Annotated in this window: 17 protein-coding genes; 11 read left to right on the top strand and 6 right to left on the bottom strand. The window is 48.4% G+C overall.

Annotated features, from left to right (window positions below; all coding sequences use genetic code 11):
- Window positions 1-76: 76 nt before the first annotated feature.
- From ACN0RF_RS11860 to arcA, 4 genes are all read left to right on the top strand, one after another.
- Window positions 77-1783, top strand: a complete 1707-nt coding sequence (locus tag ACN0RF_RS11860) for a DUF342 domain-containing protein (protein ID WP_417439163.1) — start codon at window positions 77-79, stop codon at window positions 1781-1783.
- Between the two features lie 16 nt (window positions 1784-1799).
- Window positions 1800-2804, top strand: coding sequence for a methyltransferase (locus ACN0RF_RS11855; RefSeq protein ID WP_417439162.1), 1005 nt, complete (start codon window positions 1800-1802; stop codon window positions 2802-2804).
- Between the two features lie 96 nt (window positions 2805-2900).
- Window positions 2901-4520, top strand: a complete 1620-nt coding sequence (locus tag ACN0RF_RS11850) for an ATP-binding protein (RefSeq protein WP_273025236.1) — start codon at window positions 2901-2903, stop codon at window positions 4518-4520.
- A 100-nt stretch (window positions 4521-4620) separates the two neighbouring features.
- Complete coding sequence (gene arcA / locus ACN0RF_RS11845; RefSeq protein WP_034818483.1) at window positions 4621-5343, top strand: two-component system response regulator ArcA; 723 nt, start codon at window positions 4621-4623, stop codon at window positions 5341-5343.
- Here arcA and ACN0RF_RS11840 read toward each other — a convergent pair.
- Window positions 5337-5687, bottom strand: coding sequence for an Hpt domain-containing protein (locus ACN0RF_RS11840; RefSeq protein WP_273025237.1), 351 nt, complete (start codon window positions 5685-5687; stop codon window positions 5337-5339). The genes arcA and ACN0RF_RS11840 overlap by 7 nt on opposite strands.
- A 200-nt stretch (window positions 5688-5887) precedes the next feature.
- Here ACN0RF_RS11840 and folE2 point away from each other — a divergent pair, with 200 nt between their 5' ends.
- The 7 genes from folE2 to ACN0RF_RS11805 all read left to right on the top strand — a co-directional run bounded on the left by folE2 (window position 5888) and on the right by ACN0RF_RS11805 (window position 13217).
- Window positions 5888-6814, top strand: coding sequence for a GTP cyclohydrolase FolE2 (gene folE2 / locus ACN0RF_RS11835; RefSeq protein ID WP_273025238.1), 927 nt, complete (start codon window positions 5888-5890; stop codon window positions 6812-6814).
- Between the two features lie 92 nt (window positions 6815-6906).
- A complete protein-coding gene (locus tag ACN0RF_RS11830) occupies window positions 6907-7458 on the top strand; it encodes a DUF2726 domain-containing protein (RefSeq protein ID WP_417439161.1) in 552 nt (183 codons plus the stop codon).
- A gap of 24 nt (window positions 7459-7482) precedes the next feature.
- Entirely contained in the window at window positions 7483-8439 is a 957-nt protein-coding gene (locus tag ACN0RF_RS11825; protein WP_273025240.1) for a cobalamin biosynthesis protein CobD/CbiB, read from the top strand.
- 49 nt (window positions 8440-8488) lie between these two features.
- Entirely contained in the window at window positions 8489-9499 is a 1011-nt protein-coding gene (locus tag ACN0RF_RS11820; protein WP_417439160.1) for an adenosine kinase, read from the top strand.
- 47 nt (window positions 9500-9546) lie between these two features.
- Window positions 9547-10926 carry an adenosylhomocysteinase gene (gene ahcY, locus ACN0RF_RS11815; protein ID WP_417439159.1) on the top strand — a complete coding sequence of 460 codons (1380 nt, stop codon included), beginning with the start codon at window positions 9547-9549 and terminating at the stop codon, window positions 10924-10926.
- Window positions 10926-11495: a GNAT family N-acetyltransferase gene (locus ACN0RF_RS11810; RefSeq protein WP_417439158.1), complete on the top strand. Its 570-nt coding sequence runs from the start codon at window positions 10926-10928 to the stop codon at window positions 11493-11495. The genes ahcY and ACN0RF_RS11810 overlap by 1 nt, the downstream gene beginning before the upstream one ends.
- A gap of 402 nt (window positions 11496-11897) precedes the next feature.
- The gene (locus ACN0RF_RS11805; RefSeq protein ID WP_417439157.1) at window positions 11898-13217 is read left to right on the top strand and encodes an NAD(P)/FAD-dependent oxidoreductase; all 1320 of its coding nucleotides are present in this window, start codon (window positions 11898-11900) and stop codon (window positions 13215-13217) included.
- A gap of 363 nt (window positions 13218-13580) precedes the next feature.
- Here the strand turns inward: ACN0RF_RS11805 and ACN0RF_RS11800 are convergent, their stop codons facing one another.
- The 5 genes from ACN0RF_RS11800 to folA form a co-directional block, all read right to left on the bottom strand.
- Window positions 13581-14726, bottom strand: coding sequence for an ABC transporter permease (locus ACN0RF_RS11800; protein ID WP_417439156.1), 1146 nt, complete (start codon window positions 14724-14726; stop codon window positions 13581-13583).
- Window positions 14726-15460, bottom strand: coding sequence for an ATP-binding cassette domain-containing protein (locus ACN0RF_RS11795; protein ID WP_417439155.1), 735 nt, complete (start codon window positions 15458-15460; stop codon window positions 14726-14728). Before ACN0RF_RS11795 ends, ACN0RF_RS11800 begins: the two co-directional genes overlap by 1 nt.
- 3 nt (window positions 15461-15463) lie before the next feature.
- Complete coding sequence (locus ACN0RF_RS11790; RefSeq protein ID WP_417439154.1) at window positions 15464-16909, bottom strand: alpha/beta hydrolase; 1446 nt, start codon at window positions 16907-16909, stop codon at window positions 15464-15466.
- Window positions 16910-17056: 147 nt separating this feature from the next.
- Window positions 17057-17431 carry a DUF3718 domain-containing protein gene (locus ACN0RF_RS11785; RefSeq protein ID WP_417439153.1) on the bottom strand — a complete coding sequence of 125 codons (375 nt, stop codon included), beginning with the start codon at window positions 17429-17431 and terminating at the stop codon, window positions 17057-17059.
- 110 nt (window positions 17432-17541) lie between these two features.
- Window positions 17542-18042, bottom strand: a complete 501-nt coding sequence (gene folA, locus ACN0RF_RS11780) for a type 3 dihydrofolate reductase (RefSeq protein ID WP_417439152.1) — start codon at window positions 18040-18042, stop codon at window positions 17542-17544.
- Between the last annotated feature and the right edge of the window lie 92 nt (window positions 18043-18134).

Here is an 18134-nt window from a genome sequence, read left to right as displayed (position 1 = left end):
TTAATACAAAAAAGGGTAAACATTCGTTAAAATAGCCCGATAAAAATTATAACAACAGTTAGAGTACAGGCGCCCTATGTCCAGTCCGGTCAGTTTCCGGGTTTCTGAAAGAGATGTGTACATCAGTATTGATGCCGGCACTCCTCCCTCAGAGGTCAAAGCAGATAAACTCCAGCAAGCCTGGCAGGCTTCTAAGTTTTCGGCTGCCAAATTACTTGATCCTCAAATGCTGCTACAAACTGCAACAAAGTACGCCCAGCATTACAGTAAAGACTCTAACAGCAGCATTCCCTTTCAAGTCGCTATTGCTGAGATTTTTGACGCCGATTTAAATTTGCAGGTAAGCGACGATGATATGAAAGTCACCGCCAGCGGTATTGTCGGTTATGGCGGCAAAGCCCTGACGCAGGAAATTATCATTGCCAAGCTGAAGGAAAAGAAAATTACCTCCGGCATTCAGCGCAAGGCTATTGACGCACTAGTTCAGCACACTAATGAAGCTCCACCGGGTGCTGAGTTGTCAGTTACTGTGGCAAAGGGCAAATACCCTATCAATGGCAGTAATGCCAAATTTAAACCCCTGACAGACGATGCCCGCAAGCGCGTTTTACGTCCTCAGTTACGTGAAGACGGTACGGCAGACATGCGCGATTTAGGTGCTGAAGTCACGGTTAATCCTGACCATCCGCTATTACAGAAAATACCTCCGAGCAAAGGTCGCGCTGGCTTTACTGTTTTTGGCCAGGAACTGGAAGCCCGCGACGGTGAGGACCGCGACTTTAAACCCGGTGAAGGCACTCGTGTTAGCGATACCGATGCCAATTTAATTGTTGCAGACCGGACCGGCATGCCCAGCTTTAGCGAAAACAGCGTGCAGGTTGATGATGTTATGCAGCTAAACAACGTCGATGTATCAACTGGCCACGTTAAATTTAAGGGTAGCGTAATTGTCACCGGTAATGTCAGTGAAGGAATGAAAGTCACTTGTTCAGGCGATATTACGGTAGGTGGTTATGTCGATTCAGCCGAGTTACATGCCGAAGGCAATATCACGGTGCGTAAAGGTTGTATCGGTCATCTGATTCATTCAGGCGATAATGCTGAGAACGACGAAGACGGCGATGAATGGATACCTGACGTGTCCACCAAACTTATTGCGGGCGGCTCCATCTGGTGTGCCTATGCCCAGTATTCCTACTTTGAAGCTCAAACGGGTGTGAATACAGACAAACAACTAACCCATTGCCATGTTATAACAAAAGGCCCTCTGGCCATTGGTGGTGAAGGTCGTAATGCCCGCGGCAAACTCATTGGCGGCACTATTGAAACCTGTGATCATGTCTATTGTGGGCAGTTGGGCGCGCCAGCCGGCACAAAAACCCGAATTTACTGGTCGCTGCCGCCTGCTGACCCTCAGTCGCTTGAGCATTTAAATAGTATGCGAGCGTTGCTGACAAAAACTCTGGCCAGGGTAAAAGTGGTACAGCAAGGGTTAAATCGTTGCGACAAACTGGAAGATGGTGTGAAAAAGCTGGAATACCAGAAAAAACTAAAAATTGAGTTACGCAAACTTAAGATCCGCATTATTAATACCCGAACCAGCATAGATTCAATACTGGAGGCTTTCGAAAACCACCCAGTTTTGCGCACTATGGTCAGCAAAGAAGTCTTTCCGGGTATTTTGTTTATCTTTAAAGAGAAAAGTCTGCGCATAAAAGAACATCGAAATGGTACAATGTTCTTACTTCAGGACAAACAACTACGAGTAGACAGCTTACTCTAATCCGTTAAGTATCACTATGTCAGCTGCAATTTTATCCATGCTTGGGCGTCAGTCCGCGCAACCCTGGGCTAATGGCTCATTATTGGTTATTCACCCCGGTGGTGGCGAGTTATCGGCCTTACCTAATGCCTCGGCCTGGAGTTTTCACGCGGGCCACGCGGCTTATTGGGAAGCTGCCGGGCGCCCGATTTTTTGCCAAATTCAACCTCCTAACCTTAATCATTACGACGGTGTTTTATTCCTGGTAGCAAAGGAAAAAGAACTGAATCAGTATTTACTGGAACAGTTAGCGTCGTTGCCGGCTGGCACCCCGGTGTGGTTTGCTGGCGAAAAACGCTCGGGTATTCAACCTTTAATGAAGCACTTGCCTGAGTGGTTACAGCCGCCGCAAAAACTGGCTTCGGCAAACCATTGCCTGCTTTTTTCCAGTCAACGCAATGAGCAGGTTCATCAAAGCGCCTCGATTGAGGATTACGCCAAAACCATTACTTTTGAATTACACCAGCAACAGGAATCTTTTGTTACTTTACCGGGCGTGTTCAGCCGCGAGCATATTGACCCGGCAACCTTACTGTTACTGCAACATATAAAAGATCTACCCAAAGGCCGGGGCCTGGACTTTGCCTGCGGTGCGGGAGTTATTGCTAAGCAGCTCGCTGCAGTGGCCACTGAACTTATGGCCTGTGATGTGAGTCCTATTGCCATTGCTGCCAGTGAGATAACGCTGGCCAATGAACCAGTAAAAACTGAGTTGCGTTTAGCCGATGGCATACCGGACAATGCCGGACAGTTTGATTTCATTGTCAGTAATCCTCCGTTTCACACCGGACAGAGAACCGATTATGAAATTGCTCGTGAATTTATTAGCAATGCCCGGCAACACCTGAATAAGCAAGGTGCTTTTAGAGTCGTTGCGAACCGTTTCTTGCCCTGGCCAGAGGTCATTGAATCGGTGTTTGGCAACTGCAGTGTTATAGCCGACGATGGCCGTTATCGTGTTTACCATGCCACTTGTCGATAAATAAGCCGTTTTTTTGTTTAACCGATGCCTTTTTTGTTAACGCTTTGCTAACATTAGTAAACATATAACTTTTTCAGAGACTGAGCCGTAGACTGAATGCATACCATTTCACTGAAGCGCATACTGATTTATATCGTGTTGTTGGTCACCAGCTTCGCGCTTCTTATTGGTTTTACGGTTAATATTGTGAGCCAGGTTGCACAGTATCAGGACTCATTGCGTGATCAGGCTTTGTCTTATTCCCGCATTGTGGCCGGCAACGCTGCCAGCAGCTTAGTTTTTAATGACAACGCTAACGAAAAACAACGTCTGAGCTCATTAGAGAACACCTCGTTTATTCAGCATGTTCATGTCTACAAAATGGATGAAACCAGTAACGAACTGACCTTTTTCTCAAGTTACAATAAAAAAGGGCTGGCTCCTATTCCGGCACGGTTCGCTAAGCTGGATAAACTGACGACACCGCAAACTAACGGCAACTACATTGAAGTTTCTCAGCCCGTGGTACTGGACGACGAAGTCATTGGCTATGTGTATTTACGTGGTTCACTGGAGCAGGCTCGTTTATTCATGTGGCGCTCAATTGGTATTGCCAGCGTGGTTTTTGTGCTGACACTGCTACTTTGCTGGCTAATAACCCTACGTTTGCGAAAAACCATTGTAACTCCACTGGACGGAGTGGTAGATGTGATTTCTCAAGTAGCTAGGGACAAAAATTACTCACTGCGCCTGGCGCCGTCAAAGCTGGTTGAGTTTGATATGATGGCACACGCATTTAACACCATGCTGGATCGCGTACAGCAGCACATTAGCCGCCAACGCAGAGCCGAAGAAGAAGCCAGCCAGTTAAATACCGAGCTGGAACGTCAGGTTACCCAGCGCACTCAGGCACTAAAAGAATCCAACAGTGAACTGCTTAAAACTCTGGAACAATTACACCAGTATCAGGGGCAATTGGTTGAGTCGGAAAAAATGGCGTCACTGGGTGACATGGTGGCCGGTATTGCCCACGAGGTTAATACACCAATAGGTCTGTCAGTTACCGCTTCCACTTTGCTGCAGGACAAATTAACGATAATGCAGGAGAAATTCGACGAGAAGCGAATTTCAACCTCAGAGTTCGAGCGCTTTTTAAGTGATTGCGATGAAAACCTGCAAATTATTTACCGTAATTTGGGCCGGGCGGCGGATCTGGTTACCAGCTTCAAGCAGGTGGCAGTTGATCAGTCATCAGAAATTGACCGGGATATTCATATTCCGTCGTTCATGAACGATGTTCTTATTTCAGTTAAACCCAGACGTCTGGACCCGGAGAAATTCCCTATCCGTATTTCATGCCCTGAGGGGCTGACCGTACGCGCTAAAGCCGGGCCGTTAAATCAGGTACTGATTAACCTTATTGTCAATTCTATGATCCATGCTTTTGAGGGTTATAGCAGCGGCCGCGTACACATTAGTTTCACGATGATAGGTGATGACAAGCTGGAAATGGTCTATACCGACAATGGTAAAGGTGTTCCCAGTGATATTAATCGCAAAATATTTGACCCTTTTGTGACCACCAAACGCGGTTCCGGTGGCAGCGGGCTGGGTCTGCATTTGGTCTATAATTTAGTGACTCAGGTACTGGGCGGAAACATTCACTTCTTTAGTGAAGAAAAGAACGGCGTGGAGTTTATTGTCCGTTTTCCTGTCACTTTGGTCAGCAATGCTTGAAAAATCTCAAACAAAAGTCATAATGTAACGTCATAACTTTTATAAATATAAGTTCAACACCGTACGCACAGCGACGAACTTTCCGGGAAAATCAACGCTTATGAATGCCAGAATACTGATTGTTGAAGACGAAGTTGTTACGCGCCAGACCCTCACACGTCTATTCCAACAAGAAGGCTACGAAGTTTTTGATGCTGCTGATGGCCTGCAAATGGAAAACATCATGCGTCAGGAACGTGTTGATGTCGTAATTATGGACGTCAACCTGCCAGGTAAGAATGGTCTGGAACTTGCTGAATCATTACGCGAAAGCGACAACATTGGGTTAATTTTCTTAACCGGTCGTGACAGCGAAGATGACCGTCTGTTAGCACTGGAGTTAGGGGCTGACGACTATCTTATCAAACCTTATAACCCGAAAGAGCTGACAATTCGTGTGCGTAACCTGTGCCGCCGTATTGAAGCATCGCGCTCAGGCAGTCCGGTTGAAAATAACAGTGTTGAATTCCAGTTCCACGGCTGGCGCTTGAACAGTGACAGTCGCTGCCTGTACTCACCGGAAAACCAAATGTTCCGTTTGCCGAAAAGTGAGTACCGTGCGTTGGAGTTATTTTTATCCAACCCGGGTCGCATCCTTGACCGCGAAACTCTGGTTAAACGCATGCTGGATCGCGAACTGCGTCCGAATGACCGTACCGTTGACGTTGCCATTCGTCGCATTCGTCGGCATTTCGAGTCTCACCCGGAAACGCCGAACTTAATAACCACCATCCATGGTGAAGGCTATCGCTTTATCGGCGAGGTTGATCAACAAGCTCAGTGATGCTCAGCTAACCAGGCATCAATTTGGCGTCGGTGCGGAATGACCGCATCGGCCCATTCAATTAATAAACGCTCAGCTACCGGCCATTCCCAGTCTTCTTTCTCAACCTTTTCCATTATCTCAGATAACGCAGTTAAACCGACTGAACCGCAAGCTCCTTTCACTTTATGCGCCTGTTTGCGTAGCTCGTCTTCATTACGGCTTTTAGCTGCCTGATGCAATAATTGCGCATAGCTTTGAATAATACCGTCAAAAGTCGTCAGCGTTGAATTCACGCCTTCAACACCTAAGGTATCGACGTATTGTTGTAATAGCTCGGTGTCTATCGCCGATTTTTCTGCCATCTTTCTTATGCTCCATCAATCCAAAACCCTATCCTCGGCGTATTCCTGTTTTGAGTCAACCACTGTGCAGACAGAATCGATTAGGGCAATCGGTGTCACCTGGTGAAATTCTGCGATATAATGCCCACCTTTAGACTGAGCCTCATTGATCAAGATCAAATAGGCCGGACAATATTCACGACACTTGGAGTTCACAACGAATGCCAACAGTTATGCCCGACGTAGCCAACCAAACGCAGGCCCAGACAGAGGGAGCTCTCGATTGGGTTGGCATGAGCAATATTGAAGTTCCATTGATGGTAGCAGCAGCCGGCGTAGCAGAACGCCCGGTAGCGGCTAAAGTGGAAGCTTTCGTCAACCTGAAAAACCCGAAAACCAAGGGTATCCACATGTCCCGCCTGTATTTGCTGCTGGACAAACTGTCGACCGAAGGTGAGCTCAGTCACGATACTTTGAAGCAATTACTGAATGACTTTATCGAAAGCCATAAAGACATCAGTGATCAGGCCTTCATTAAGTTTGATTTTGACTATCACCTGCGCCGCAAGTCGCTGATTAGCAAAAAGCAGGGCTGGAAAGCTTATCCAGTCAGTTTAACCGGCCGCTACGATGCGGGTCAGTTAAAGCTGGAGCTGTCTGTCGATGTCCCTTACTCATCGACTTGCCCTTGCTCTGCGGCTTTAGCGCGTCAGTTAATTCAGGATGCCTTTAGCGAGAAGTTTGCCGGTCAGGAACAGGTTGATGCCAGCATCATGCACGAGTGGTTAGGTTCCACCGAAGGTATTGTTGCAACACCGCACAGCCAGCGTTCAGTCGCTGAGGTTAAAGTTGCCTTAAGCGACAGTGTTAATGACTTTCCTATAGTGGAACTTATTGATGCCATTGAAGGGGCTCTTAAAACACCAGTACAAGCGGCCGTTAAACGTGAAGACGAGCAAGAGTTTGCGCGCTTAAATGGACAGAACCTGATGTTCTGTGAGGACGCTTCGCGTCGCTTACAACACCAGTTAAACCAAATGCCAAGCTTCCGTGATTTCTGGTTGCGGGTTAACCACTACGAGTCACTGCACGCGCACGACGCAGTCAGTGTCACAACCAAAGGTGTTCCCGGCGGTTACTCGGCATAACTGGGGTTAAATAAATTCCATAAGCAGCCATAGCTGGCACAGCTTTTGCTTCACACCTCACAGAGCGTCAATTTTCTGATGAGGTGTGAAAAATGGAAATTATCCTGTTGTTGTTTGTTGTAGTGTTAATTGCGGTGGCTATTATTGCCAGCCGAATGTCTGAAAACTATGTGCCCTACCCTTATAAGCTAAAAGACGTTTCCTTGTGCACCGCGCAGGAAGATCAGTTTTTGACACTATTGGAAAAATCGGTCGGCGACAACTTCCGCATATTCACTAAAGTTCGTTTAAGCGACATTGTTACCGTGCGCTCAGGCTTGTCCTCAACCGCACGCAAAGATGCCCACAACAAAGCCAGCCAGCGCATTCTTGACTATGTGCTGTGCGACATTCACACCATGCAGGTTAAAGCAGCTATCGAGCTGGAACCGGGTCAGTCATCACTGAACCAGCAGAAACGTAACTTATTCCTGAAAAACACCTTAGCCGCTGCCGGACTGCCGTTCCTGCGCTTTAAAGCAAAACCTGGCTATCGCGTTGCCGAGCTGCACGACTACATTCACGGTAAAATCCGTCAGGCTGAACATGTTCGTGCCGCGGTACCAACAAATAAAGATAAGAATAAACAGCCAATTGCCGCTTAACTTGCTCCGTGGCAGTATAGCTGCATGAACACGGAACTTTTAACCGACATTTTATTATCACCTGTTGCTCTGGCTCTGCTGGCTTTGCTGGCAGAGCGCTGGTTTCCCTGGCCTGAGCAGTGGCACCCCTTTGCCGTTTTGCGGCTAATGGCCGCCTACATGAGCGGCAAGGTTAACAAACCCAACCGCCCTGCCGGCCAGCAACGCCTTGCCGGTTTTTTGGCCTGGTTAACTATGTCACTGCTGGTATTACTGCCAGCGGCCATTGTATTTGCCGGTGCTGAAGTGTCTTTAGCTATTGGCTGGTTAATTTTACTGGTTAGCCTGCGTCAACAGCCCGTCAGTCACGCCATCAAACTAGCCGACAGCCATCTGCAGCGCGGCCGGAAGAACGCCGCCCGCGCCTGGCTAAGCCGCATAACATGGCGTGACTGCGATTTACTGAGTGAACACGGCATTGCCAAAACCAGCATCGAACTGCGCGCAACCAGTATTCTGGAACATCGCTTTACACCTTTGCTCTTCTGGTTTGTTGGTGGGCCACTGGCGGCTCTTGGAGTACGAACGCTTTCTGAACTGACTCAGGTTTGGCCGGTTGCACAGGCAAAGTACCGACACTTTGGTCTGGCAACACACTGGCTTCACACCATCACGCATTTCTTACCTTCATTTATACTGGCTCTGGCGGCACGGTTTATGGCGCTATTTCAGCGTAATAAATTCAGGCTGCAGCCGTTAAAACGTAACCCTTTGTTCTCTACTATTTTGCTCAGCTGGCTACAAAGCTTCAGCTATTGCCACCGGGTAAGTTTGGGCGGGCCTATACAAGTTCAGGGAATTCGTATCGCCAGACAACGTTTTGATGGACGACCTGCCGAGTTGTTAATACCGAGAGCTTCCCGCTGGCAAAGGCAATGGCAGGGCTTTTTCATTGCTTGTCTGGTTATTGCACTTTTTGCCTTGTTCATTTATCGACCCTGAGTGACTCATCGGGTATACTACGCGCCCTAATAAGCAACCGTTTAATATTATGAAAACCATTGATGTAGTCGGCATTGGCAATGCGCTGGTGGATCAGGAGTTTGAAGTCTCTGAAGACTTCCTGAAAAAGCACGATTTAAAAAAAGGCATGATGGAGCTGATTGATGAAGACGCTCAAAACACTCTGATTGCAGAACTAAGCCAACTGGGCGAATTGAAAAAGCAAAGCGGCGGTGGCTCAGCAGCTAACTCGTTGGTGGCTTTCGCTCAATTCGGCGGCAAAGCCTACTACTGCTGTAAAGTTGCTGACGACGAAGCAGGCATGTTTTACCGTCATGATTTAGAAAAAATAGGCATAGAAACCAGTCTTGACCAACAGAAGAACCCGGGCACTACTGGTCGTTGTCTGGTTATGGTGACTCCTGACGCCGAACGCACCATGCGTACTCACCTGGGCATAACAGCCGATTTATCTAGCGCGGAAATTGACGACCATGCCATTGCAGCGGCAGACTATCTTTATATTGAGGGTTACTTAATTACCTCAGACATTGCGCGCGGCGCGATTCAGCATGCGAAAAAAGTCGCACGGGAAAACAATACAAAGCTGGTTATGACTTGCTCTGACCCTGCCATGGTGAAGTTCTTCCGTAGCGGAATTGATGAAATTCTGGATGGTGGTGTCGATTTAATGTTCTGCAACCGCGAAGAAGCAGAATTATTAACCGGTAAAGACGATCCTCAGGCCGCTTTATCCGTATTACTAAAGCAGGCAGACACGGTTGCTATTACCTTAGGTAAAGACGGCGCTGTCATTGCTAACCGTGAACGTCAGGTACATATTCCGGGCGTACCGGTTAAAGCCATTGATACCAATGGAGCTGGCGATATGTTTGCCGGTGCTATGCTTTATGGTTTAACACGTAATATGTCGCTGGAAGACGCTGGTCGTTTAGCCAGTCACGCGGCAGCAGAACTGGTCACTGAATTCGGTCCCCGACTGAATAAAGACCGACAGCAACAATTAATTGAGCGCGTTATGAACGCTCAAACTGCTTGAATTTACTGAAAGTTCACTGACAGAAATCACTGAAAAAGAGAGTCGCTATGAGTGCAGAAAATTCGCAAGACTACAAAGTAGCAGATATTAGCTTAGCCGAATGGGGCCGCAAGGAAATTGCGATTGCTGAATCTGAAATGCCGGCGTTGATGACTATCCGCCGTAAATACGCTGACAGCAAGCCGCTGGCTGGTGCCCGCATTATTGGTTGTATCCACATGACCATTCAAACGGCCGTGTTGATTGAAACATTGCTTGAACTGGGTGCCGAAGTGCGTTGGTCGTCGTGCAACATTTTCTCTACTCAGGACCATGCTGCTGCCGCTATGGCCGCTGCTGGCGTACCTGTTTTCGCCTGGAAAGGTGAAACCGAAGAAGAATACGAGTGGTGCTTAAAGCAAACTTGCCATAAAGACGGCGAGTTGTGGGATGCCAACATGATTCTGGACGACGGCGGTGATTTAACCCTGATGATCCACGACGAATTCCCGCAGATGCTGGAAAAAGTTCACGGTATTACGGAAGAAACCACCACCGGTGTTCACCGCTTGCTGGATATGCTGGAAAAAGGCACTCTGAAAGTACCAGCTATTAACGTGAACGATGCCGTAACTAAGTCAAAAAATGACAACAAGTACGGCTGCCGTCACTCATTAAACGACGCCATTAAGCGCTCTACTGACCACTTATTGTCAGGCAAAAAAGCTCTGGTTGTAGGTTATGGTGATGTGGGTAAAGGTTCTGCCGCGAGTCTGCGTCAGGAAGGCATGATTGTTAAGATCAGCGAAATTGACCCAATTTGTGCTATGCAAGCCTGCATGGACGGCTTTGAAGTGGTCTCTCCTTACATTGGCGGCAACAACAAAGGTAACGGCGAGAACATTAACAAAGACTTACTTAGCAATACCGACCTGATTGTCACCACAACCGGTAATATGGACGTGTGTGACCGCTACATGCTGGCGGCGCTTAAGCCTACCGCTCTGGTATGCAACATTGGCCACTTCGATAACGAGATTGATACGGCCTTTATGCGTAAAAACTGGCGCTGGGAAGAAATTAAGCCGCAGGTTCATAAAATTTATCGTTCAGACGACGACAACGACTACCTGATTCTGTTGGCCGAAGGCCGTCTGGTGAACTTAGGTAACGCAACAGGTCACCCAAGCCGTATTATGGATGGCTCTTTCGCTAACCAGGTACTTGCTCAAATTCACTTGTTCGAGCAAAAATTTGCCGACATGGAAATTAAACAGCAGGAAGAGTATCTGCGTGTAGAAGTTCTGCCTAAGCAACTGGACGAAGAAGTTGCGCGTTATATGGTGCAGGGTTTCGGCGGTGTTATCACTAAGCTAACCGCGGATCAGGCTAACTACATTCACGTTGATGTGGAAGGTCCGTTTAAGACAGACGAGTACCGCTACTAATGAGCGATATTATTTATCGTGAAATAACGGCTGCCGATATGGCGGCCGTTATTGATCTGGCCAACGAAGTTCATGGCGACAACTACCTGAACGAAGACAGTTTCCAGCAGTATCTGGCTGGCGGAACCGCGGGTAACGTGCAGTTGAACTGGATAGCTTTGCGCGGCGAGACCCCGTTGGGCGTGCGCATTACCCTGGCGCCCGGACAATGGCCAATCGATGATTTTTGCACCCCAGACGCCTGGCCAATTCCAGCCGAGAAGCTATGCTACTTTAAATGCGCAGCGGTATCAGAAAAGGCACGCGGCCTGGGTATAGGCAAAGAGTTGTTGTTCCGCAGTATTGAAGCTGCCAAAGAACTGGGCTGCCGTGGTGGTTTAGCGCATATTTGGATGCAAAGCCCCAATAACAGCGCCTATGAATATTTCACCCGCTGCGGCGGTGAAATGATTAAGCAACATGAAAAGCGCTGGTACAAAGCCTCTGTAGAAGACGGCTACTACTGCCCAGTATGCGACGGCACCTGCTACTGCAACGCCGGCGAAATGCTGCTGAAATTCGACAACTAGCGAGCGCTGAGGTTGCATTGTGCTTGGGGGCAGACTGCTCACTTGTTTCGCTTGAGCATTGAAGGCCTCTGTGGCGGAGACGCGACGAGCTCATCCATGAGGGCTTGACGAAGGCCATCCATGGCCTTCGACACTCCACCACAGAGGCCTTCAACACTCTTAACGCTCACAAGTGAACAATCTGCCCCTTTTGCCTCCCTCATAGCGGCTTAAGTTGGTTTTTATATGAAGCGGGAGATAGTGAGCGCGCCAACGGTTACATAGGGCTATTGTGGAGGTGTGCAGCGCCATGAATGGCGCTGCCCAAGCCCTACACGGATGTATTCACGGGCGTCCTCCACAATAGTCCTTGTAACCTCAGCGCTCGCTGTCTTCCCTCTCCGTTTTTATAGGTGGGTGATTATGTATGATCCTTTGGTTAATGCGCCTCCGGGGCCTCATGATGCTCCTGAGCCTAGTTATTGGCAGCAGCATACGCAGGCCGATTTTCCGGAGTGTGTGGATGCGCCGGAGGAAGTGGAATTTGCTGTTATTGGAGCTGGGTATACTGGCTTAAATGCGGCCCGGGTTCTGGCGGAAAACGGGCATTCTGTTGCAGTATTTGAAGCCAACCAGCTGGCCTGGGGTTGTTCGTCGCGTAATGCTGGTTTTGTGATGAAAAGTACTGGTCGACTGGGCTTGTCAGCCTGGTCTGAGCGCATTGGTGCTGATATTGCCCAGGACATTGCCGATGAGCATCAAAAGGCACTTCAACTGATTGAAGAAGCTTTGCGTTATTGCCCGGAGCAGTGCCAGCGCCAAAATGGCGGTTACCTGAAAATAGCGCACAAACCCAGCGCTGTTGAGCCATTAAAGCAACAGTATGAGCAGTTAAAGCAGTTTGATCAGCCAGTTGAGTGGCTGACTCAGAGCGAACTTTCAAAGATTATCGCCAGCCCGCAGGCCCATGCCGCATTACGCTTCACCGACTGCTTTGCTCTAAACCCTATGTTATTAGCTGCCGCCACGGCTCGACGGGCGGCAGCTGCTGGAGCACAGTTAGTACAGCATTGTCCGGTAACTCAGGCCGTATCGCTGGGCAGCAAAGGCGTATACCTGAAAACTGCGAAAGGCGCTGTACGCGCTCGTAAGCTGCTGGTTTGTTCAAACGGATATACTTCAGGGCAGTTACTGCCAGAGCTTGCCAGTCGCTCGCTACCGGTACTCTCAAGCATTATTACCACCCCACCTCTGAGTAAAGAACAAGTCGCCAGCGTTAAGCTGTCACCTCAATACGCCATAATGGATACACGTATTCTGAAGTATTACTTCCGCTTACTGCCCGATAACCGCCTGTTGTTTGGTGGTCGTGGTGCCATTCAGGGGAAACATGCCTCCGACGCGGTTTATGCTAAACGCTTACTACAAGCCTTGCACCAAACCTTTCCTCAACTGCAAGACGTTAACAAGTGGGAGCACTTCTGGAGCGGCTGGGTCAGTGTGTCACTGGACGATTACCCGCGAGTAGGCAAAGTGAAAGACAATATCTACGCCAGCATGGGCTACTGCGGAGCTGGTGTTAGCTTTACCGCCCTGGCCGGTCAAAGACTGGCAGAAGCCGCCATGGAAAAAAACCTGCCCGAGCTACCGTACTACCAGTCACAAGTAAAGCCCTTCCCATTACCACGCTTCCGCCGCCTAGGCCAATGGCTCTACTACCACTACGGCCGCCTACGCGACTGAGGGGGGACAGGGGCAGGCTGCTCACTTGCTTCGCTTGAGCATTGAAAGCCTCTATGACGGAGACGCGACGAGCTCATCCATGAGAGCTTGACGAAGGCCATCCATGGCCTTCGACACTCCGCCACAGAGGCTTTCAACACTCGTAACGCTCACACGTGAACAGCCAGCCCTTCTAATCTCTCTCATCACAGCTTAAGTGGCTTCTTAACTGAAGCGGAAGATAGTGAGCGCGCCGACGGTTACACAGGGCTATTGTGGAGGTGTGCAGCGCCATGGATGGCGCTGCCCAAGCCCTACAGGGATGTATTTACGGGCGTCCTCCACAATGGCCCTTGTAACCTCAGCGCTCGCTATTCAGCCCCGCTACAGGCCGAAGACGATTTTTTCGCTTTTGAGCATTCGGGCTATGTATTTCATTAGCAGCAATGCGGCTGCCAGGGTGGCAATTGCGCTGATGACCGTTCCCATGACATTCACGTTCTCACCGCGTATCAGTGACAGAAAAGCCTGATGCTGACCGGTTAGCGGGAGATAGTAGAGAATTGGATTTTTAAGCCGTGCAAATTCGACACCGAATGACGCTGCCATGGGAATGATCAATAAGAAGCTGATGTAGGTTTGTGCTTCTTTGAAGTTCTTAGCCCGGAAGGATACAAACAACTGCAGGGCTGTGGCGAAAAGGGCTAGTGGCACCAGTAGTATGAACATCAGCGTCATCATACCTACACTAAAGTTCACGTTCATACCAATTTCGTGTAATGGGACGTAGGCAAATATAATGGGTATGAGTACCAATGACAGTATTGCGCCGAACAATGAAAAGGTCGTTGCGGTCAGTGCTTTACCGGTAACAATGTCCCAGGTGCTTAATGGCTGACTCAGCAAAAATTCCAGTGAGTTACGCTCACGTTCGCCTGCACTAATATCAATAGCCACGTTCATGCCAGACCAGAACACGGACAAGATAATAAACACCAGCACACTGCCCATAATCAAGGCCGCTTTTGAGCCCCGGGTTGCTAAGTCCTGTTTTTGCAGTTGCACCGGTTGCATGACACGCGGGTCAACACCCCGCAATGTCAACCGGTAAGCCGCTATTTGACTGGAGTACGCCTGAACTGCCTGCTCTACACGCTTAATTTCGGTTTGTTGCTTTTGGGCCGACCAGTCGGCACGCAAGGTTACCTCTACTGGCTCCGCTTTACTTACATTCTCCTGCCAGTTTTCCGGTAAGGTTAATATTATCGGCGTTTCGGTTTTCGCCCATTCCCCTTCTTTAGCAACAACACCGTGTTCGCTCAGAAATTCAACGAGTTGAGGGGCGTTTTCTTTACCTTCAATGGTAATTTCAACGTCCGCCGGATCGGTCAGTTGGGTTATTAAGAAGAAAAAGGCTACGGCCATTAATAAGGGGCCGAAAAACGCATAGGACATTGCCGCTAAAACGGAGCGTTTATCACGGATAGCGTCCCGAAACTCTTTTTTCCATACAGAAGTTAATGCACTCATCAGGCTGCTATCCCCTCGTCGGTACCGATAATTTTAACGAAGGCGTCTTCCAGCTGTTGCTCGCCGGTCATATCGCAAAGTTCCTGTGGTGTTCCTTCAGCTGCAACTTTACCTTTTGCCATAACCACCACTCGGTCGCATAGCGCAGCAACTTCCTGCATAACGTGGCTGGAAAAAAGAATACAGGTACCCTGAGCGCGTTGTTCGCGCAGCACATCTCTTAAAATTCGGGTACTCATAACGTCCAGACCACGGCTGGGCTCATCCAGAATCAAGTGCTTTGGGCTGTGTACTAAAGCCTGAGCAAGCGCAACTTTCATCCGCTGGCCTTGTGAGAATCCTGCAGTGCGGCGGTCTGCAAGATCTTTAATATCCAGCTTCTCTATCACCTTCTCAACCGCCTGCTTTTGCTCCTTGCCTTTTAACCCGTGCAGCCCGGCGAAATAAGCAACTTGTTCGCGCACGGTTAAACGTTCGTATAACCCGAACTTATCAGGAAATATACCGAGGTTTCGGCGTGCACCAATCGGGTTCTGGTTGGCATCAACCCCTTCAATCTCGGCTTTGCCAGTATCGGCCTGCAACAGCCCGTAAATAATCCGCAGACAAGTGGTCTTCCCGGCTCCGTTTGGCCCGAGCAGACCGGTAATTTCTCCATCTTTTGCCTGAAAGGAGAGTGAGTCCAGCGCTTGCACATTTTTGAATGTTTTTGTCAGTGCATCTACGTTTATCATTATTTATAGCCCCGCTGCATTTTGGTTTAGCACGAATGGCTTAAGGCTTTGTTCTTCTAAGCAGCTACCTTCTATATTCTCAATAGAACCTTGCTCAATAAAGTCTGCGATAAGTGTATTAGCACAGGTATGGCTGGCAATAGTATGTCCCGCATTAGGAGCTATCAGATGTTTACTATTGGGTAAGGTTCTGTGTGCAATTTCGCCCCATTCCGGAGGAGTAACCGGATCCAATTCACCCGATAACAGCAGTACCGGTTTATCACTGACCACAGGGTCCGACCAATAAGCAGGTACGCTTGATGACTGCCAACCCGCACACATATCAACAAAAGCATCACCGGTGCGGCTACCAATAAACTCATTGTTGCCGTCCTGCGCAAAAAGCTCCGGAGTCGCCCGGGGTAAATCTTCGCCACAGACAACCGACAGCATAAGCCCCAGGTAAATACTGTTCTGCGACATAGTACCGCCCATCAAGCCCAGTATCGCGTGGTAATTTCCTTGAGCTGCAGAGTGAATGGCATAGGGTAATAATTGACGCGTATTGGGGTGATATAAGGCAACACGGATAATTGAACTAAAGCGCCCGGGAGTCAGTTTTATTTCCAGCGGTTCAAACGACAGAGGATCACGCGTTTCCAGCAGAATATCTCCGGTTTCCAGCTCATTCATCACCTCATAATATTCCTGCTCGAGGTTAGGAAACTTCTCGTGACACGGGCTTTGTTCCGAACAATCCTTCAGCATTTCGTCAAACGCATTGGCTCCGTGCTGACCAAAAGGCCCAATGATTACCTGAGGCGGGGCTACAGCATCGAGGGTAGCCGTGCGAACTGAAGTAGGCGCTTCACGTAAATAGGTTAGCCCGACACGCGTTCCGTAAGAACCACCATAAAGGTTAAGTTGCTCTATACCTAAATGTTCACGTACCCGTTCAAAGTCTTTTACGGCGTTAACGGTATGGTATTGGGTTGTATCTGTATCGGGATACTGTTCCTGACATTCACGACTCAGGGCTTTCAGATCCTGTTCATCGTCTGCACGTATCAATTCATCCGGACGTTCAATGTCGCATTCAAGCGGATGACTTTTTCCCGTGCCACGCTGATCAATTAGAAGGATATCGCGTTTTTGACGCACCGCTTCGAACATACGCGCTATCATTGGAGTTAATTCGGTAGCAGCCTGACCCGGCCCTCCAGCCAGAATTAGCATAGGATCAGCTTGCGAACCCTCCTGAATAGCCGGAAGAATAGCGTAGTAAATACCAATATGCTTACCGTCGGGCTGTTCGTAGTTTTCAGGAACTGAAACTGTGCCACAATGCAGTTTCTCTTGCACGCCCGGCAAATAACAGCTCGAAGCTTCATTTAGTTTTGCCTGTGCCTGACCGCTGAGCGATGCCAGCCCCAGTAACAGTAGCGATAATGCCATCCATCGTTTCATAGTGATTCCGTTTATATATGCAACGGATCTATTGTCGTAGAGAACAGGGGAGAATTACAAGGTAAGTCACTGATTGATTTGTTAGAAGATGTAAAAAAGCCCGCAAAAATTGCAGGCTTTTAGAAAATAACTTTATTGGTACCTAACTTACAGGCCAGCGCGATCTTTAATTGCTGCGGCAATTGCACTGCTGCCATGACCGTTAGATTGTGCCCATTCGTAGTCGCCAGAAGCTTTCAGCTCGTCTACTGACAAACGACCAACAATGAACTCACCAATGTCTTGTGAACCATTTGACATGGCAAATTGCAATAAGCTCTGACCATTACACTGAATGCCACTGTAAATATCACGCACGCGTACACGAGCATCACGTAATTTTTTACGCATACGCATGGTGTCATCACCCTGTACATATGTGCATAAGCTTAAGGCTAATTCATTTGCCTCTGCGCTTTTTGAAAAAGTTACGCCTGTTGCCGCAACGGCAGCCATCATGGTGCCTAATACAATTGCTTTCATCTAAAACCCCATCACAAGATTGTTCAAAAATTCACCATGATGATACTACGAACTCAAGCTTGCCGCAATGGCTTAAAATGCAGGTAAGTTACTGAATTTATAACTTCTTATTAACTTAATCTGTCGAAAATAAGAGTACTAAAATTATGCGAGTTACGCTCATTAGCGGCAAAGTTTTGCCGCTCTACCTCTTGCCAGTCGGCAACTTGATGGTAATCAGGAAAGTACGTATCGCCCTCAACATTTAGCTCTATTTTAGTAACATATAGTCGGTCTGCGAGGGGTAAAAATTTCTCATAAATTTTTCCTCCGCCAATCACCATTAGTTCCTCAACCGGACCTGCGGCGGTTATTGCCTGTTGCACCCCAGACACCCAAACCACCTGACTGTCCTGATTTTCCGAACGATCTGTTCGATGACTTAGAACGATATTCTTACGCCCAGGCAAAGGACGACCAATTGACTCGAAAGTTCGCCGTCCCATAACAATTGGCTTACCTAAGGTAATTTTTTTGAAATATTGCAACTCGTCCGGAAGGTGCCATGGCATTTTGTTCTCTTTTCCGATGACACGATTATCGGCCATAGCAACCACGAGTGATATTTTCATTTGGTGATACCTTTAATGCGTAGCCTGACGTTTACGTCAGGACTAATATCTCACCTGACATGAATGTCAGGCTACAGGTGAATGTAGCCGAC

Origin of the sequence: Idiomarina sp., assembly GCF_048260185.1 — a bacterium.
Classification (GTDB): domain Bacteria; phylum Pseudomonadota; class Gammaproteobacteria; order Enterobacterales; family Alteromonadaceae; genus Idiomarina.
This window is presented reverse-complemented; position numbering and strand designations above follow the sequence as displayed.

Excerpts from the sequence above, each read along its gene's own strand:
- ACN0RF_RS11850 (WP_273025236.1), top strand. The coding sequence starts at position 2,901 with ATGCATACCATTTCACTGAAGCGCATACTGATTTATATCGTGTTGTTG.
- folA (WP_417439152.1), bottom strand. The coding sequence starts at position 18,042 with ATGAAAATATCACTCGTGGTTGCTATGGCCGATAATCGTGTCATCGGA.
- ACN0RF_RS11800 (WP_417439156.1), bottom strand. The coding sequence starts at position 14,726 with ATGAGTGCATTAACTTCTGTATGGAAAAAAGAGTTTCGGGACGCTATC.
- ACN0RF_RS11830 (WP_417439161.1), top strand. The coding sequence starts at position 6,907 with ATGGAAATTATCCTGTTGTTGTTTGTTGTAGTGTTAATTGCGGTGGCT.
- ACN0RF_RS11805 (WP_417439157.1), top strand. The coding sequence starts at position 11,898 with ATGTATGATCCTTTGGTTAATGCGCCTCCGGGGCCTCATGATGCTCCT.
- ACN0RF_RS11825 (WP_273025240.1), top strand. The coding sequence starts at position 7,483 with ATGAACACGGAACTTTTAACCGACATTTTATTATCACCTGTTGCTCTG.
- ACN0RF_RS11785 (WP_417439153.1), bottom strand. The coding sequence starts at position 17,431 with ATGAAAGCAATTGTATTAGGCACCATGATGGCTGCCGTTGCGGCAACA.
- ACN0RF_RS11855 (WP_417439162.1), top strand. The coding sequence starts at position 1,800 with ATGTCAGCTGCAATTTTATCCATGCTTGGGCGTCAGTCCGCGCAACCC.
- ahcY (WP_417439159.1), top strand. The coding sequence starts at position 9,547 with ATGAGTGCAGAAAATTCGCAAGACTACAAAGTAGCAGATATTAGCTTA.
- ACN0RF_RS11820 (WP_417439160.1), top strand. The coding sequence starts at position 8,489 with ATGAAAACCATTGATGTAGTCGGCATTGGCAATGCGCTGGTGGATCAG.
- arcA (WP_034818483.1), top strand. The coding sequence starts at position 4,621 with ATGAATGCCAGAATACTGATTGTTGAAGACGAAGTTGTTACGCGCCAG.
- ACN0RF_RS11840 (WP_273025237.1), bottom strand. The coding sequence starts at position 5,687 with ATGGCAGAAAAATCGGCGATAGACACCGAGCTATTACAACAATACGTC.
- ACN0RF_RS11860 (WP_417439163.1), top strand. The coding sequence starts at position 77 with ATGTCCAGTCCGGTCAGTTTCCGGGTTTCTGAAAGAGATGTGTACATC.
- ACN0RF_RS11810 (WP_417439158.1), top strand. The coding sequence starts at position 10,926 with ATGAGCGATATTATTTATCGTGAAATAACGGCTGCCGATATGGCGGCC.
- folE2 (WP_273025238.1), top strand. The coding sequence starts at position 5,888 with ATGCCAACAGTTATGCCCGACGTAGCCAACCAAACGCAGGCCCAGACA.
- ACN0RF_RS11795 (WP_417439155.1), bottom strand. The coding sequence starts at position 15,460 with ATGATAAACGTAGATGCACTGACAAAAACATTCAAAAATGTGCAAGCG.
- ACN0RF_RS11790 (WP_417439154.1), bottom strand. The coding sequence starts at position 16,909 with ATGAAACGATGGATGGCATTATCGCTACTGTTACTGGGGCTGGCATCG.